12 protein-coding genes are annotated in these 14,993 nt (G+C 63.2%); 7 read left to right on the top strand and 5 right to left on the bottom strand.

What is annotated here, in order from left to right; genetic code table 11:
• The first annotated feature begins 19 nt into the window (after positions 1 to 19).
• The gene (locus LMH93_RS03115) at positions 20 to 1,357 is read left to right on the top strand and encodes an MATE family efflux transporter (protein ID WP_230064822.1); all 1,338 of its coding nucleotides are present in this window, start codon (positions 20 to 22) and stop codon (positions 1,355 to 1,357) included.
• A 126-nt stretch (positions 1,358 to 1,483) separates the two neighbouring features.
• On the opposite strand, the gene LMH93_RS03110 is transcribed toward LMH93_RS03115, so the two are convergent.
• The 5 genes from LMH93_RS03110 to LMH93_RS03090 form a co-directional block, all read right to left on the bottom strand.
• The gene (locus tag LMH93_RS03110) at positions 1,484 to 1,939 is read right to left on the bottom strand and encodes an REP-associated tyrosine transposase (RefSeq protein WP_047605341.1); all 456 of its coding nucleotides are present in this window, start codon (positions 1,937 to 1,939) and stop codon (positions 1,484 to 1,486) included.
• A 170-nt stretch (positions 1,940 to 2,109) separates the two neighbouring features.
• Complete coding sequence (gene speA, locus LMH93_RS03105; RefSeq protein WP_003255317.1) at positions 2,110 to 4,023, bottom strand: arginine decarboxylase; 1,914 nt, start codon at positions 4,021 to 4,023, stop codon at positions 2,110 to 2,112.
• A gap of 150 nt (positions 4,024 to 4,173) precedes the next feature.
• The gene (locus tag LMH93_RS03100; protein WP_003255318.1) at positions 4,174 to 4,545 is read right to left on the bottom strand and encodes a translation initiation factor Sui1; all 372 of its coding nucleotides are present in this window, start codon (positions 4,543 to 4,545) and stop codon (positions 4,174 to 4,176) included.
• A gap of 239 nt (positions 4,546 to 4,784) precedes the next feature.
• Positions 4,785 to 5,318, bottom strand: a complete 534-nt coding sequence (locus LMH93_RS03095) for an NUDIX hydrolase (RefSeq protein ID WP_180688906.1) — start codon at positions 5,316 to 5,318, stop codon at positions 4,785 to 4,787.
• A 2-nt stretch (positions 5,319 to 5,320) separates the two neighbouring features.
• Positions 5,321 to 6,388: a DUF2333 family protein gene (locus tag LMH93_RS03090; RefSeq protein ID WP_003255321.1), complete on the bottom strand. Its 1,068-nt coding sequence runs from the start codon at positions 6,386 to 6,388 to the stop codon at positions 5,321 to 5,323.
• A gap of 248 nt (positions 6,389 to 6,636) precedes the next feature.
• Here LMH93_RS03090 and LMH93_RS03085 point away from each other — a divergent pair, with 248 nt between their 5' ends.
• From LMH93_RS03085 to accC, 6 genes are all read left to right on the top strand, one after another.
• The gene (locus LMH93_RS03085; RefSeq protein ID WP_003255323.1) at positions 6,637 to 7,992 is read left to right on the top strand and encodes a diguanylate cyclase; all 1,356 of its coding nucleotides are present in this window, start codon (positions 6,637 to 6,639) and stop codon (positions 7,990 to 7,992) included.
• A gap of 143 nt (positions 7,993 to 8,135) precedes the next feature.
• Positions 8,136 to 10,097 (top strand): methyl-accepting chemotaxis protein, encoded by a 1,962-nt coding sequence (locus tag LMH93_RS03080; RefSeq protein WP_230064821.1) that lies wholly within the window; start codon positions 8,136 to 8,138, stop codon positions 10,095 to 10,097.
• A gap of 175 nt (positions 10,098 to 10,272) precedes the next feature.
• Complete coding sequence (locus tag LMH93_RS03075; protein ID WP_230064820.1) at positions 10,273 to 12,045, top strand: protein-disulfide reductase DsbD; 1,773 nt, start codon at positions 10,273 to 10,275, stop codon at positions 12,043 to 12,045.
• Between the two features lie 179 nt (positions 12,046 to 12,224).
• The gene (gene aroQ, locus LMH93_RS03070) at positions 12,225 to 12,680 is read left to right on the top strand and encodes a type II 3-dehydroquinate dehydratase (RefSeq protein ID WP_003255330.1); all 456 of its coding nucleotides are present in this window, start codon (positions 12,225 to 12,227) and stop codon (positions 12,678 to 12,680) included.
• Between the two features lie 100 nt (positions 12,681 to 12,780).
• Positions 12,781 to 13,242, top strand: a complete 462-nt coding sequence (gene accB, locus LMH93_RS03065) for an acetyl-CoA carboxylase biotin carboxyl carrier protein (RefSeq protein ID WP_230064819.1) — start codon at positions 12,781 to 12,783, stop codon at positions 13,240 to 13,242.
• A gap of 17 nt (positions 13,243 to 13,259) precedes the next feature.
• Complete coding sequence (accC, locus tag LMH93_RS03060; protein WP_003255333.1) at positions 13,260 to 14,615, top strand: acetyl-CoA carboxylase biotin carboxylase subunit; 1,356 nt, start codon at positions 13,260 to 13,262, stop codon at positions 14,613 to 14,615.
• The last annotated feature ends 378 nt before the right edge of the window (positions 14,616 to 14,993 follow it).

Genomic DNA, 14,993 nt, shown 5'->3' with positions numbered 1-14,993 from the left:
AAAATCTCATGGAATGCACATGCCCCAACTCGCTGCCGACTGGCGCCACCGCCCCACCCACCGCAAGGTCTGGGCGCTGGCCGCGCCGATGATCCTGTCCAACATCTCGGTACCGCTGGTGGCGCTGGTCGACAGCACGGTCATCGGTCATCTCCCGCACGCCCACCAACTGGGCGCCGTGGCCGTGGGCGCCACCTTGTTCACCTTCATGGTCGGCCTGATGGGCTTCCTGCGCATGGGGTCCACCGGCTTCGCTGCCCAGGCCGCCGGCCGTGGCGACGGTGCAGCGCTACGCCAGGTACTGGTGCAAGGGCTGCTGCTGGCGGTCGGCTTCGCCCTGTTGATCGGCCTGCTGGCCCTGCCCTTCAGCCAGCTCGCACTCCATGCGATGCAACCCAGCGCAGCCCTGCAGCAATCCACCGAAGACTTCTTCCATACCCGCCTGCTTGGCCTGCCTGCGGCGCTGGCCAGTTACGCGCTGGTCGGCTGGTTCCTCGGCACCCAGAACGCCAGGGCGCCACTGGCCATCCTGCTGACCACCAACCTGCTGAACATCGCCTTGAACCTGTGGTTCGTGCTGGGCCTGGACTGGGGTGTACTGGGCTCGGCGCGGGCGTCGGTAATTGCCGAATGGAGTGCCGCCCTGCTCGGCCTGGCCCTGACCCGCCCGGCCCTGCGGGCTTACCCGGGGCAGATCGTGTGGGCAGCGCTCAAGCGCTGGCAGGCCTGGAGGCCACTGCTGGCGGTGAACCGCGACATCTTCCTGCGTAGCCTGGCACTGCAACTGGTGTTCCTGCTGATCACCGTGCAGGGCGCGCGTCTGGGTGAAGCGACCGTGGCGGCCAACGCCCTGTTGCTCAATGGCCTGCTACTGACGGCCTATGCGCTGGATGGGCTGGCCCATGCGGTGGAGGCCTTGTGCGGCCATGCCATTGGTGCCCGTGACCGCGACACTTTGCGCCGCTCGCTGGTGGTCGCTTGTGGTTGGTCACTGATCACCAGCGTGGGGTTTGCCGGGCTGTTCCTGCTGGGTGGGCACCTGTTCATCGACTTACAGACTGATATCGACAGTGTGCGGGCGGCGGCTTATCCGTATTTGCCCTACCTGGCGTTGCTGCCGTTGATCGCGGTGTGGAGTTACTTGCTGGATGGCTTGTTCATCGGCGCGACCCGGGCGCGGGAAATGCGTAATGCAATGCTGGTTTCGGTGTTGATTGCGCTGCCGGTGGCACTGGCCATGAGCGGGTTGGGCAACCATGGGTTGTGGATGGCGTTTCTTGGGTTCATGGGGTTGCGGGCGGTGACGTTGGGGTGGGTCGGGTGGCGGTTGCAGCAGAGAGACCTGTGGTTTGGCTGATTGGGGCCGCTTTGCGGCCCATCGCGACGCAAGGCCGCTCCCACATGGGATAGCGGGTCGGCCTGCTTTCGCGGTCCCTGTGGGAGCGGCCTTGTGTCGCGAAATGAGGGCGAAGCCCTCACATGCTCACAGCCATACACAGTCCCAGTGGGGATACTCGCCAGCCCGCCGCACCAGGCCGGCCCGAATGGGGTTGGCGATGATGTAGCGGGCCACCGCTCGCACATCCTCCTCGCGACGCAAAGCCCGGTCATGAAAGCTGGTTTGCCAGATATGCCGTCTTTCAGCACCGGCCTTGTACAAGGCACAGCTGCTTCTGGATTTGAATTCGCACATCAGCCTACCCAGGCTCACTGGACCCAGCTCGATGAGCCAGTGAAGGTGATCCGGCATCAACACCCATGCCAGCGATCGACAAGCCTTGCGCTCATCGCTGAACCGCAACTGCTGGATCACGGTCCTGGCGAATCGGAAGTCTTTGAACAACGGCGTTCGGCTGCGGGTAGTTGTAGTCAACAGGTAGAGGCGCCCGGATTCGGACACCCGGCCATTACGTAAACGATGGGAGCCTGGACGTTCCATGTCGTTCTCCTTTGAATTGTGCATTCAAAGTTAGCGCCGCGAATGCGACGGGCGAGGACAGGACCATTACCGGGTATGACACGGTGAGGGCTTCGCCCTCATATCGCGACGCGAGGCCGCGCCCACAAAAACAAGCAAACCGTGCAGTTTTTGCGGGGCGGCCCCGTCAATTACGACGACAGGTACGAAGACCGGGTCAAGCCCAGGCGCAAGGCATCCAGATACTGGGTCCGCTCACGCGCAGTGATCTTGGCGCTGGCGACCTTGTCGCGGTAATGCGTCATCAACTCTTCCGGCGACAGGTGCACGTAGCGCAGCATGTCTTCGATGGTGTCGTGGGTCTCGATACCCGCGTGGTACACGCTGCCGTCGGCATTCTGGTAGATGTTCACCGAGTCGGTGTCACCGAACAGGTTGTGCATGTCACCCAGGATTTCCTGGTAGGCACCCACCAGGAACACGCCCAGCAGGTAATCCTCGCCCTCCTTCACCGCATGCACCGGCATGCTGGTTTCGATGCTCTGCTCGTCAACGTACTGGTTGATCTTGCCGTCGGAATCGCAAGTCAGGTCCTGCAATACCGCACGCCGCATCGGCTCTTCGTCCAGGCGGTGCAGCGGGATGATCGGCAGGACCTGGCCGATGGCCCAGGTGTCTGGCAGGCTCTGGAACACCGAGAAGTTGCAGATGTACTTGTCGGCCAGCTTGTCGTTCAGCTCGTCCAGCACCTGGCGGTGCGAGCGCTGGCGGGCTTTCAGCGAGTTGTGCAGACGGCGGCACACGGCGAAATAGCACTGCTCGGCCAAGGCTTTCTCGCCCAGGCTGATCTTGCCATCAGCGTACTGCGCGGCCACATCACCCATGTAGTGGGTGGCGCGCCAGTAGGTCTCGGTGACCATCTCGATGTCGGTCGGGCCAAGCAGGTCGACCAGCCACTGCACGGTCTCGGGCAGGGCTTCCTTGTTCTCGATAGTCGGTACGTCGTCATTGTGTTTCTCGACGTCGGTCACCTGGATCACCAGCATGGCGTGGTGCGCGGTCAGCGAACGGCCACTCTCCGAGAAGATGTGCGGGTGCGGCAGGCCCTGTGCGTCGCAGAACTCCTTGAGCATGCCCACCACCACGCCGGCGTAGTCGTCCATGTCGTAGTTGATCGAGCTGGCATTGCGCGAGTGAGTGCCGTCGTAGTCCACACCCAGGCCGCCACCCACGTCGATGTGGTCGACCGGCAGGCCCAGCGCACGCAGTTCGCCGTAATAACGGATGGCTTCCTTGAAACCGTGCTGGTAGTCAGCCAGGTTGGCGATCTGCGAACCCATGTGGAAGTGCAGCAGGCGGATGCCCTGATCCAGGCCCGCATCGCGGAAGCGCTGCACCACCGAAAGCAACTGGGCGGCGGACAAACCGAACTTGGACTTCTCGCCACCGGTGTCGGCCCACTTGCTCGAGGCCAGCGACGACAGGCGAACGCGCAGGCCAACCTGTGGTTTCACCTTGAGCTCGGCAGCCTCTTCGATCACCAGGGCCACTTCCGACTCTTTCTCGATGACGATGAACACATTGTGGCCAAGCTTCTGACCCATCAGCGCCAGGCGAATGAACTCACGGTCCTTGTAGCCATTGCAGACGATGGTGCCGCCCTTCGGCGCCAGCGCCAGCACTGCCAGCAACTCGGGTTTGGAGCCGGCTTCCAGGCCGATGGAAACGTTTTGCGTGGCAATGATGTTTTCCACCACCGCTTCCTGCTGGTTGACCTTGATCGGGTACAGCGCGGTGTACTGGCTCTGGTATTCCAGGCGCGCGATGTTGGCGTCGAAGGCACCGGTCAGCTGGCGCACACGGTCCTGCAGAATGTCAGGGAAGCGCACCAGCAAGGGCAGCGACAAGCCGCTCTGGCGCAGTTCGTCGACCTGTTCGAACAGGTCGATCGGAGCACTTTGAGGGCCGTTGGGGCGTACTTCGACGCGCCCGGCTTCATTGATGGCGAAATAGCCAGCGCCCCAATGGCGGATGCCATAAACACTGCGGCTGTCGGCCACGGTCCATTGGCTACCATCGTCTTTGCGTGTGCGTCGTACGGACATTCAAGTCCCCTATAGATAAGTCGAAGACACTGCCCGCAGGCAGCGGGGCGAGTGTAAAAGCTGAAAATGACGATTCATCCGTGCTCAGGCATAGACTCTGACCACGGGAACGAGTTTAGAAAGCGCTGGGCAAAAAATCGCGCGATGGCCTCAGCCGCCGGACTTTTTCGCCTTGAAACCCTGTTTGGTCAGCTCGCCGATCAACAGCTCGACATGGTCGCCCTGGATCTCGATAACCCCGTCCTTCAGGGCGCCGCCGGTACCGCAGCGGCGCTTGAGCGTGGTCGCCAGCTCCTTGAGCTGGTCGGGCGGCAGCGGCACGCCGGTGACAGTGGTCACGGTCTTGCCGCCACGGCCTTTGCTTTCGCGGCGCACGCGGGCAATGCCGTCGCCTTCGGGGATGATTTGCTGCTTGCAGGTGCAGGCGTCCACCGGCTGGCCACAGTCGGGGCAGTGCCGACCGGCGTCGGTGGAGTACACGAGACCGCCAAGGGCGGAAAAAGAAGAAGCTTTCTTGGCCACTTTTGTTCCTCGGTGCTGAGGACAAAAACTGGTCGTGCCTTGGGGTTGAGGCCGACCGCGAAGCCCCACTCTGGCAGGGGCGGCGCTACTGCCGCAAGAATTGCGGCAGCCCGAAAAGGGCGCGCAGTGTAACGATAAATACGCCGGTTGTGTAGGAGCGGGTTTACCCGCGAACAAGGGCAAAGCCCTTGCCCTGCGAAACGGGTGTCTGGGCCGGTATTTCGCGGGCAAACCCGAGCCTACAAAGTGGCCTTATAGCGCTGCAACGCCGCCAACGAGTCCGGGCAATAAGGCTTGCTCAGGCTTTCCTGCTCAGCCTGTTCCAGACCGATGAAGCGCGCCTCGATCACCTCTTCCGGCTGCAACCGCAACGGTGCATCCGACACCGCCGAATACACCGCACACCACAAGCGGTTATCCGGCTGGTCGAAGTAGAACCGCTCGTGAAAGCGCAGCTCGGCGCCCTCGATGCCCAGCTCTTCGGCCAGCTCGCGCGCGGCCGACTCGGCATACGCTTCCCCAGCCGTGACCATGCCGCCCGCCGCCACATCCCAATACCCGGGGTACAGCGCCTTGCTCAGGGTACGCCGGTGTACACACAATTCACCGGCACTGTTGAACAGCAGAATGAACGTGCAGCGACCGATCAGGCCACGCTCGCGCAGCTCGGCACGGGGCAAGGCGCCCAGTACCTGGTCGGTTTCGTCCACCCAGGTGACCAGCTCGCGGTCGGAAGCCGCCCGATGGGCGGCCTCGGTTGGGCCGATAGCCATCATCAACCCTGCGACAGCAGCTGACGCAGATCGATAACCGCAGCGTTGGCCCGGGAAATGTAGTTGGCCATGACCAACGAGTGGTTGGCCCACATGCCGAAGCCACTGCCGTTGAGCACCATTGGGCTCCACAGCGGCTCTTGCGAGGCCTCCAGCTCACGGATGATCTGACGCACGCTGACGGTGGCATTCTTCTTCGCCAGCACGTCGGCGAAGTCCACCTCGATGGCTCGCAGCAGGTGCGACAGCGCCCAGGCTTGGCCACGGGCTTCATAGAACACGTTGTCGATCTGCAGCCATGGGGTTTCCACCAGCTCCTCATCCACCTGCGGCGCCTGGCCGGCAACGACCGACTCGGTCTTCAGCGTGGTGTTGAGCTTGACCCGGCCAACGCTGGCCGACAGGCGCTGCGACAGCGAACCCAGGCGGGTGGCCACGTCACCCAGCCAGTTGTTCAGGTTGTCGGCGCGGGTATAGAAGATAGCGCCCTTGTCGCCGGCAGCCAGACGGGTCTGGTAGCGGGTCAGCGACTTGATGCCCTCTTCGAACTCCGACTCGCTCGATGGCAGGATCCAGCTCTTGTTGTCGAAGTTGAAGCGCGGCTCGGCCTTGGCCAGGTCGGCGTCTTCGGTGGACTGCGACTGCGAACGGGCGAAGTCTTTACGCAGGGCACGGGACAGGTCGCGGACCTGGACCAGCACGCCATATTCCCAGCTTGGCATGTTGTCCATCCACAGCCCTGGCGGGAAGCGGTCGTTGGAAATGTAGCCGCCCGGCTTGTTCAGCAAGGTGCCGGCCACGGTCTTGAGGGTTTCGACGGTGGTATAGCCCACCACCATCTGCTGGCCAGTACGTTCGGCTGCGGCCTGGGCGTTTTGCTGCACCGGGAACAGAGCAGGCTCCTGGCTCCAGTACCAGCCCAGGCCGATACACACCAGCAGGTACAACCCGATCAGGGTCCCCAGGGCACGGCTCCAAAGGCCGCCAAGGTAGCTACGGGCGGCAGCGCCGCGCCCGTCGACACGCTCACGGGGCTCGGCTTTGGCCTCGCGGTTTTTCCAGTCCAGCATGGCTTTGTCCTTAATCAGTCACGACGGTTCAGGGGCTTTGACCACAGGCCTGCGCTAGCGTGCCACGGGAAGCCCGAATGGCTGCACTATAAAGCAGACACCACCGTACGCATAAGCGACCATTCAGTCAGCAACTGAATATTCGTTCTGCCCGCTTTGTTGACGCAGGGCACTCACGCACGTGAAAAGAGCTGCTAGCATAGAGCCATCATTGCCCCTGCACATCCCAACCTATAAGTAGCCAGGACATGAGCCAAGCAGTCGAGCCGAGCCCGCAGTGCCCCGTCCAACAGCTGACGCGTAACGGCCTGCGCAAGGACGACCCGCTCGACCCGCTGCTGCTGCCGGTGCGCAAACCGGTGTACATCCTGCTGCAGGACCACGAGCGTGCCCAGCGCCTGGCCCAGCAACTGGAATTCTTTGGCCTGGTGGTGCAAGCGTTGCCCAGCACAGCGGCGTTTCTCGCCTCGATCAGCGAGTACCCGCCTTCGGCCATCATCATGGATGTCGACTTCACCGGCGCCGGCCTGGGCTTGCTGCTGGCCGCCCAAGTGCAGCAGGGCCTGGCACGCGCCATTCCGTTGCTGTTCTTCAGCCATCACGAAGCCGACACCCCGACCCGCCTTGCCGCAGTACGCGCCGGTGGTCAGGACTTTCTCACCGGCAGCCTGGAAGCTTCCAGCTTGCTGGAAAAGGTCGAACTGCTGACCAACACCGCCCCGCACGACCCGTTGCGCGTGCTGATCATCGACGACTCGCGCACCCAGGCCCTGTACACCGAGCGTGTACTGGCCGGCGCCGGCATGCTCACCCGCAGCCTGACCGACCCGATCCGCACCATGGCCGAGCTTGCCGACTTCCAGCCCGACCTGATCATCCTCGACCTGTACATGCCGGCCTGCACCGGCCCGGAGCTGGCCAAGGTAATCCGCCACAGTGACCGTTATGTGAGTGTGCCGATCATCTACCTGTCTGCCGAGGACGACCTGGACAAGCAACTGGATGCCATGAGCGAAGGCGGTGATGACTTTTTGACCAAGCCGTTTCGCTCACGCCACCTGATCACTACCGTGCGCAACCGCGCCGCCCGCGCCCGCCATTTGAAGGCACGCATGGTCCGCGACAGCCTGACCGGGCTGTACAACCACACCCATATCCTGCAGTTGCTGGAAGACTGCAGCTTCCGCGCCCGCCGTGAGCAGCAGCCGTTGAGCTTTGCCATGCTCGACATCGACCACTTCAAAAAGATCAACGACCGCCACGGCCACCCCATGGGCGACCGCGTGATCAAGAGCCTTGCCCTATTCCTCAAGCAGCGCTTGCGCAAGACCGACTTCATTGGCCGCTACGGTGGCGAGGAGTTCGCCATCGTCATGCCCAATACCGCGCTGGATGCCGCACACAAGGTGCTGGACGAAATTCGCCGGCGCTTTGCCGAAATTCTCTACCCGGCGCAGCCGCGCGATTTGCAGTGCACCTTCAGTGCAGGGGTGGTGCAACTGGACGAGGGGTTGGATGCACTGACCATGGCCAGTGCAGCGGACGAGGCGCTGTACCGGGCCAAGCATGCGGGGCGTAATTGCGTCGTTCGTGTAGAGCCCTGAGATTCGCACTCACTGTGCCGGCCACACCAATAGAGGCACTGTGCCACTTTTTTCTGACACCAAGCCCCTGGCGTCATCACCCCGTCACAAAATCGCAATAACTTCAGGCGCCTACCTCTCCCCTGCGCAGGAAGTTCGCGGCTATGCGCCTGAAGTGGCTGACCAATTTCAACACCCTGTTGCTGGTGACCGTGTGTATCGCCTTGGGCGCCACCCTGTGGTGGTCGCAGCGCGCCCTCGAGCGCCCCTACCAGCTGATGGAGCGCTATCTGGGCCTGTCTCAGCAGTTCCAGAACCAGGCGGCGCGCAATATCCAGGCCTACCTGGGCAGCGGCGATGCCCTGCGTCAGGCCGCCGCCATGGAGGCGACCCAGCAGTTGCAGGCCGCACTGACGGATTGGCCCGTAGAGCTGGCCGAGAAGTTGCGCCCCAGCCTGGATAGCCTGCAGGCCTTCACCGCCAACGAACTGCTGGCCGCCGGTAAGCTGGCCGGCGACCCACAAGCCCTGCTGCTGCAAGCCGAGCGGGAGCTGGGGGCGAACTTCGAGCAGATGGCCAGCTACGCCCGCGACAGTGGCAACGCCGAGGCCAATCGCTACTTGCTGCCCTTGCTCGACGCCACCCTGCACCTGGGGCGGCTGTCATTGGCTCGCGACAAGCTGGTCAGCAGCGGCCGCCCGGAGCTGGCCGACGAGGTGGAGCGCGAGCTGCAACTGATCCGCGCCCAGGCCCAGACGGTCGACGGCCTGCCACTGCTCGGCGTAACCCGCACGGCCGAATCCGGAGCCGACGACTTCGCTGCGATGATGGGCCTGGAATCCCAGAGCAGCGCCCAGCAGGAAGACATTGCCGTGGGCCTTAAGCGTGAATTGCAAAGCCTGCTCAACCGCTACCCGGCCGAACTGCAACGCACCCGCGAACAGATCGAGCGCCGCGTCGCGCTGGCCACCACCACCGGCCAGCACCTGGAAGCCGTACAACAGGCCATCGCCGCGCTGGAACCCGAAGTGCGCGGCCAGCATGCGAAAATCGCTGCCGAGGTGCGCATTATCCAAGGCCTCATGATCGGCCTGATCCTGCTGATCGCCCTACTGATCGACACGCTGCAACGGCGCCTGGCCCGTACCCTGACCGGACTGGCCCCGGCCCTGTCACGCTGGGCCGAGGGCGACTTCGCCCAAGCCATCGCCCTGGGCAAGACCAACCGCGAACTGCACGACATCCAGGAGTCGCTCAACCGCCTGCGTCAGTACCTGGTGGAGCTGGTCGGCACCATCCGCCATAACGCCGAGCAGGTGGCCGGCAGCAGCCACGCCCTGGCCGGCATGAGCGCTGCGCTGCACGGCGGCGCCGAGCGACAGGCCGGCGATACCGGGCAGATCCGCGATGCCTTGGGCGAGCTGGAAGCGACCATTCAACAAGTGGCTGGTGATGCCAGCGCAGCCGCCGAGGCCAGCCGCGATGCCGGGCGTGCGGTGGAACAAGGCCAGGCGGTAATCGGCCAAAGCCTGTCGGGCTTGCGTGAGCTGGTCGATGAAGTGCAAGGCAACGCCCGCATGATCGAACAATTGGCGGAAGAGTCGGCCACCATTGGCGGGGTACTGACGGTGATCCGCGCGATTGCCGAGCAGACCAACCTGCTGGCACTGAATGCCGCGATCGAAGCGGCCCGTGCCGGCGAGATGGGCCGTGGCTTTGCCGTGGTCGCCGATGAGGTGCGCTCACTGGCTCAGCGCACCACGGGGGCTACCGGCGAGATCCAGGCGTTGATCGACCGCCTGCAGCAGGCCGCCAGAAGTTCGGTGGCGGGGATGCGCGCGCAACTGGAGCATGCCGAGGCCACGGCCAACCAAGCCCAGGCGGCGGATGGGGCACTGGATGAGATTGTCTGTGCCATTCGCACCATTTCCGATACAGCGGTGCGGATTGCCGATGTCACGGCACAGCAGAGTGGCGCGGTGAGCGAGATTCGTGACCACAGCGAACGGATTCACGCGTTGGGTGAAGACAACCTGCAGCGCATTGGCGAGGGGCGTGAACAGGGTGAACAGCTGCTGAGCCTGGGCGGTGAGCTGAACCGGGCCGTGCGAGCGTTCAGGGTCTGAGTCAGCGGGGTGGTCGCCAGGACAGGTGTAGCAGTTGGGTGGTGTTTGACGGGACATGTGCTGCGCCTGGGAGATCGAGCGCTTCGCGGGTAAACCCGCTCCTACGTTTGTTTCGGGCCAATTATTCCTGCGCATCCGTTATTATGCCGAGCACGTTCCACCTCGCGAGTCCGCCATGCGTCGCCTGTTTTTCATGCTGTTCCTGCTGCTGGCCAGCCCTGCCTTCGCCGCAGGCCTGCTCGACAACCGCCCAAGCGCCACCCTTGGCGCCGCTTCGCTGGCCAACAACGCCGACTTTCTGCCGGTACACGAGGCCTTCAAGCTCAACCTGGTCCAGGCCGATGCGCAAACCATCAAGCTGCGCTTCGTCGCCACCGATGGCTACTACCTCTACCGCCACCGCTTCCAGTTCCACACGGAACCGGCCGACATCACCCTGGGCACGCCGAACATCCCCAAAGGTGAGGCCAAGCACGATGAATTCTTCGGCGACGTCGAGGTGTACCACGGCGTGCTCGATATCGAGTTGCCACGCAAAGACCCACGCGCCTTCACCCTGCTGGTGGGCTACCAGGGTTGCGCCGACAAGGGCCTGTGCTACCCGCCGGAAACCGCACGCCTGAGTATCGATGGCGAGGGCGTTGCAAACACGCCAGCCACCCGCGAACACGGCTGGAACTGGAAGTCGCTGCTGCTGTTCTTCCTCGCTGGGGTCGGCCTGACCTTCACCCCCTGCGTCCTGCCAATGTTACCGATCCTTTCCGGTGTGGTGCTGCGCGGCCAGGTTGGTGGCGTGCGCGGCCTGGCGCTGTCGCTGGCCTACGTGCTGCCAATGGCCGCCAGCTTCGCGGTGCTCGGCGCACTGATGGGCCTGTTCGGCGCAAGCCTGAACCTGCAGGCGCGCCTGCAGTCGGCCTGGGTGCTGGTACCTTTCGCGCTGTTTTTCGTGGTGTTCGCCCTGGCCATGTTCGGCCTCTTCGAACTGAGGCTGCCCCAGGCCCTGAGCAACCGCCTGAACAACGTCGCCAACCACACCCGCGGCGGCTCGCTGCTGGGTGCAGCAGTGCTCGGTGTACTCTCCAGCTTGCTGGTTTCTCCATGTGTCTCGGCCCCCCTGGCCGGTGCCTTGCTCTATATCAGCGCCAGCGGCGATGCCCTGGGTGGCGCGCTCAAGCTGTTCACCCTGGGTTTGGGCATGGGTGCGCCACTGCTGCTGGTGGCCACCGGTGGCGCGGCCTGGCTGCCCAAAAGCGGCCCATGGATGAACACGGTGAAAAACGCCATTGGCGTACTGCTGCTGGGGCTGGCCATCGGTTTGCTCAGCCGTGTACTGCCAGGCCCTGTGACCTTGCTGCTGGTCGGTTTCCTCGCCGCGGGTGTGGCACTGTTCCTCGGCGCGCTGGAATTCGTCGTCAAGACGGCGGCCCAGCGCCTGGCGCAACTGCTCGGCCTGGCCTTGCTGGTGTACGCGCTGGCTTGCTGGTACGGCGCACTCACTGGCCAGGGCGACCCACTGCGCCCACTGCCGGGGGCGTCACTGGCCGCCAGCGGCAGCCTCCCGACGGCAAAAGCCGATGCCTGGCAGACCATCACCACACCTGATGCTCTGGACGCAGCCCTGGCGCAAGCCCAGGCCGCCGGCCAGCCAGTGCTGCTGGACTGGTACGCCGACTGGTGCATCAGCTGCAAGGTGATCGAGCATGAGGTGCTCAATGCACCGCAAGTGCAAACACAGCTGGCCGGCTTCAAACTGCTGCGGTTCGACATCACCGACAGTAATGCCGAGCAACGCACGCTGCTCGACCGCTACCAGCTGTTCGGCCCCCCCGCCCTGCTGTTTTTTGCTGCGAACGGCAGCGAAATTACCGCTGATCGGGTGATTGGCGAGATAAATGCCGTTGAATTTGCGCAGATTCTGACGCGCGTGCGCGGCAAAGTCGGTCTATAACTTCCCGCGAGCCGGGAAAAATCCTGAAATGAGTGACCGGATTTAATTATTCGGTCACATACTTCGCGCGAACCTCGGACATCGTGCTGGCTATTGCCGGGAACTGGACACTTGCCGTTGCTTTACGGCACACTCGCCGCGCTGTGTCGAATTGCCCTACAAATCCAAGGAATCCGCAGATGGCAACGCTACTGGTGCTCCACGGCCCCAACCTCAACCTGCTCGGTACTCGCGAGCCAGGCCACTACGGCGCCGTGACCCTGGCTCAGATCAACCAGGACCTGGAGCAACGCGCCCGCGCCGCAGGCCACCATCTGCAGTACCTGCAGAGCAATGCCGAATACGAACTGATCGACCGCATTCACGCCGCACGCAACGAGGGTGTGGACTTCATCCTGATCAATCCGGCTGCTTTCACCCACACAAGCGTCGCATTACGTGACGCATTGCTTGCGGTGAGCATCCCATTCATCGAAGTGCACCTGTCCAACGTGCACAAACGCGAACCGTTCCGTCACCACTCCTACTTTTCCGATGTTGCCGTAGGGGTGATCTGCGGTCTGGGCGCCAGCGGTTATCGCCTGGCCCTGGAGTCCGCGCTGGAACAACTGGCTGCCAACGCACAGCCCAAATGATGAAAACCCTGGCCTAAGTGGGCCGGGGTTCGAGAGAAACGTTTCAGATACGTTTTTTTGTATTTCGCCCCCTGACCGAACCTTTGGGAGTTGATGATTAATGGATATCCGTAAAGTCAAGAAACTGATCGAGCTGCTGGAAGAGTCTGGCATCGACGAACTGGAGATCAAGGAAGGCGAAGAGTCGGTCCGTATCAGCCGTCACAGCAAGACCCCAGCTGCCCAGCAGTTCTACGCACCGGCGCCTATGGCCGCCGCCCCTGCCGCTGCGCCGGTTGCCGCTGCTGCGCCAGCCGCCGAAGCCACTGCTGCCGCCCCGGCCCTGAAAGGCACCTTGATCCGTTCGCCAATGGTAGGTACCTTCTACCGCAAGCCTTCGCCGACCTCGCCTAACTTCGCTGAAGTTGGCCAGTCCGTGAAGAAAGGCGACACCCTGTGCATCGTCGAAGCCATGAAGATGATGAACCACATCGAAGCCGATGTTGGCGGTGTCATCGACGCCATCCTGGTAGAAGACGGCCAGCCGGTTGAGTTCGACCAGCCGCTGTTCACCATCGTTTGAATCGCGGAGAGCCAACGATGTCTGGGAAGCTCGAAAAAGTCCTGATCGCCAACCGCGGGGAAATTGCCCTGCGGATCCTGCGTGCCTGCAAAGAGCTGGGCATCAAGACCGTCGCCGTGCACTCCACTGCCGACCGTGAACTGATGCACCTGGGCCTGGCAGACGAGTCGGTCTGCATCGGCCCTGCATCGTCGAAGGATTCCTACCTGCACATCCCGGCGATCATCGCTGCCGCCGAAGTGACTGGCGCCACCGCGATTCACCCGGGTTACGGCTTCTTGGCTGAAAACGCCGATTTCGCCGAGCAGGTGGAAAAATCCGGTTTCGCCTTCATCGGCCCGAAAGCCGACACCATTCGCCTGATGGGCGACAAGGTTTCGGCCAAGGACGCGATGATCAAGTCGGGCGTACCGACCGTACCGGGCTCCGATGGCCCACTGCCGGAAGACGAAGAAGTCGCCCTGGCGATTGCCCGTGACGTCGGCTACCCGGTGATCATCAAGGCCGCCGGTGGCGGTGGTGGTCGCGGCATGCGCGTGGTGCACAAGGAAGAGGACCTGATTTCCTCGGCCAAGCTCACCCGTACCGAAGCCGGTGCTGCCTTCGGCAACCCGATGGTTTACCTGGAGAAGTTCCTGACCAACCCACGTCACGTGGAAGTGCAGGTACTGTCCGACGGCCAGGGCAACGCCATTCACCTGGGCGACCGTGACTGCTCGCTGCAGCGCCGTCACCAGAAGGTCCTGGAAGAAGCACCAGCCCCGGGCATCGATGAGAAAGCCCGCCAGGAAGTGTTCAAGCGCTGCGTCGATGCGTGCATCGAGATCGGCTACCGTGGTGCGGGTACTTTCGAGTTCCTGTACGAAAACGGCCGCTTCTACTTCATCGAGATGAACACCCGCGTGCAGGTTGAGCACCCGGTGTCGGAGATGGTCACTGGCATCGACATCGTCAAGGAGATGCTGAGCATCGCCGCTGGCAACAAGCTGTCGTTCCGCCAGGAAGACGTGGTAATCCGCGGCCACTCGCTGGAGTGCCGGATCAACGCCGAGGACCCGAAGAAGTTCATCCCGAGCCCAGGCAAGGTGAAGCACTTCCACGCCCCGGGCGGCAACGGCGTACGCGTCGATTCGCACCTGTACAGCGGTTATTCGGTTCCGCCGAACTACGACTCGCTGATCGGCAAGCTGATCACCTACGGCAAGGACCGCGACGAAGCCATGGCGCGCATGCGCAATGCCCTGGACGAGATCGTCGTCGACGGCATCAAGACCAACATCCCGCTGCACCGCGACCTGGTGCGTGATGAAGGTTTCTGCAAAGGCGGCGTCAACATTCACTACCTCGAGCACAAACTGGCCAACCAGGAGTGATCGTGTAGTGTGATGTACCAGAACCCCGGCCCTGTGCCGGGGTTTTTTATTGCCTGCCTGAAGCTGGGGCCGCGTTGCGGCCCTATCGCGACACAAGGCCGCTCCCACAGGTTGCGCGCGTGCCTCAGGACCGACGCCGTCCTTGTGGGCACCCCGGCTCTGTGCCGGGGTTTTTTATTGCCTGCCTGAAGCTGGGGCCGCGTTGCGGCCCTATCGCGACACAAGGCCGCTCCCACAGGTTGCGCGCATGCCTCAGGACCGACGCCGTCCTTGTGGGCACCCCGGCTCTGTGCCAGGTTGTTTTATTGCCTGCCTGAAGCTGGGGCCGCGTTGCGGCCCTATCGCGACACAAGGCCGCTCCCACAGAGATCGCGCCAG

The organism is Pseudomonas sp. CIP-10 (assembly GCF_020911845.1).
Lineage (GTDB): Bacteria > Pseudomonadota > Gammaproteobacteria > Pseudomonadales > Pseudomonadaceae > Aquipseudomonas > Aquipseudomonas alloputida.
This window is presented reverse-complemented; position numbering and strand designations above follow the sequence as displayed.

What these genes read in the sequence shown, in the direction of transcription:
- LMH93_RS03115 (WP_230064822.1), top strand. Translation starts at nt 20, where the DNA reads ATGCCCCAACTCGCTGCCGACTGGCGCCACCGCCCCACCCACCGCAAG.
- LMH93_RS03110 (WP_047605341.1), bottom strand. Translation starts at nt 1,939, where the DNA reads ATGGAACGTCCAGGCTCCCATCGTTTACGTAATGGCCGGGTGTCCGAA.
- speA (WP_003255317.1), bottom strand. Translation starts at nt 4,023, where the DNA reads ATGTCCGTACGACGCACACGCAAAGACGATGGTAGCCAATGGACCGTG.
- LMH93_RS03095 (WP_180688906.1), bottom strand. Translation starts at nt 5,318, where the DNA reads ATGGCTATCGGCCCAACCGAGGCCGCCCATCGGGCGGCTTCCGACCGC.
- LMH93_RS03090 (WP_003255321.1), bottom strand. Translation starts at nt 6,388, where the DNA reads ATGCTGGACTGGAAAAACCGCGAGGCCAAAGCCGAGCCCCGTGAGCGT.
- LMH93_RS03085 (WP_003255323.1), top strand. Translation starts at nt 6,637, where the DNA reads ATGAGCCAAGCAGTCGAGCCGAGCCCGCAGTGCCCCGTCCAACAGCTG.
- LMH93_RS03080 (WP_230064821.1), top strand. Translation starts at nt 8,136, where the DNA reads ATGCGCCTGAAGTGGCTGACCAATTTCAACACCCTGTTGCTGGTGACC.
- LMH93_RS03075 (WP_230064820.1), top strand. Translation starts at nt 10,273, where the DNA reads ATGCGTCGCCTGTTTTTCATGCTGTTCCTGCTGCTGGCCAGCCCTGCC.
- aroQ (WP_003255330.1), top strand. Translation starts at nt 12,225, where the DNA reads ATGGCAACGCTACTGGTGCTCCACGGCCCCAACCTCAACCTGCTCGGT.
- accB (WP_230064819.1), top strand. Translation starts at nt 12,781, where the DNA reads ATGGATATCCGTAAAGTCAAGAAACTGATCGAGCTGCTGGAAGAGTCT.
- accC (WP_003255333.1), top strand. Translation starts at nt 13,260, where the DNA reads ATGTCTGGGAAGCTCGAAAAAGTCCTGATCGCCAACCGCGGGGAAATT.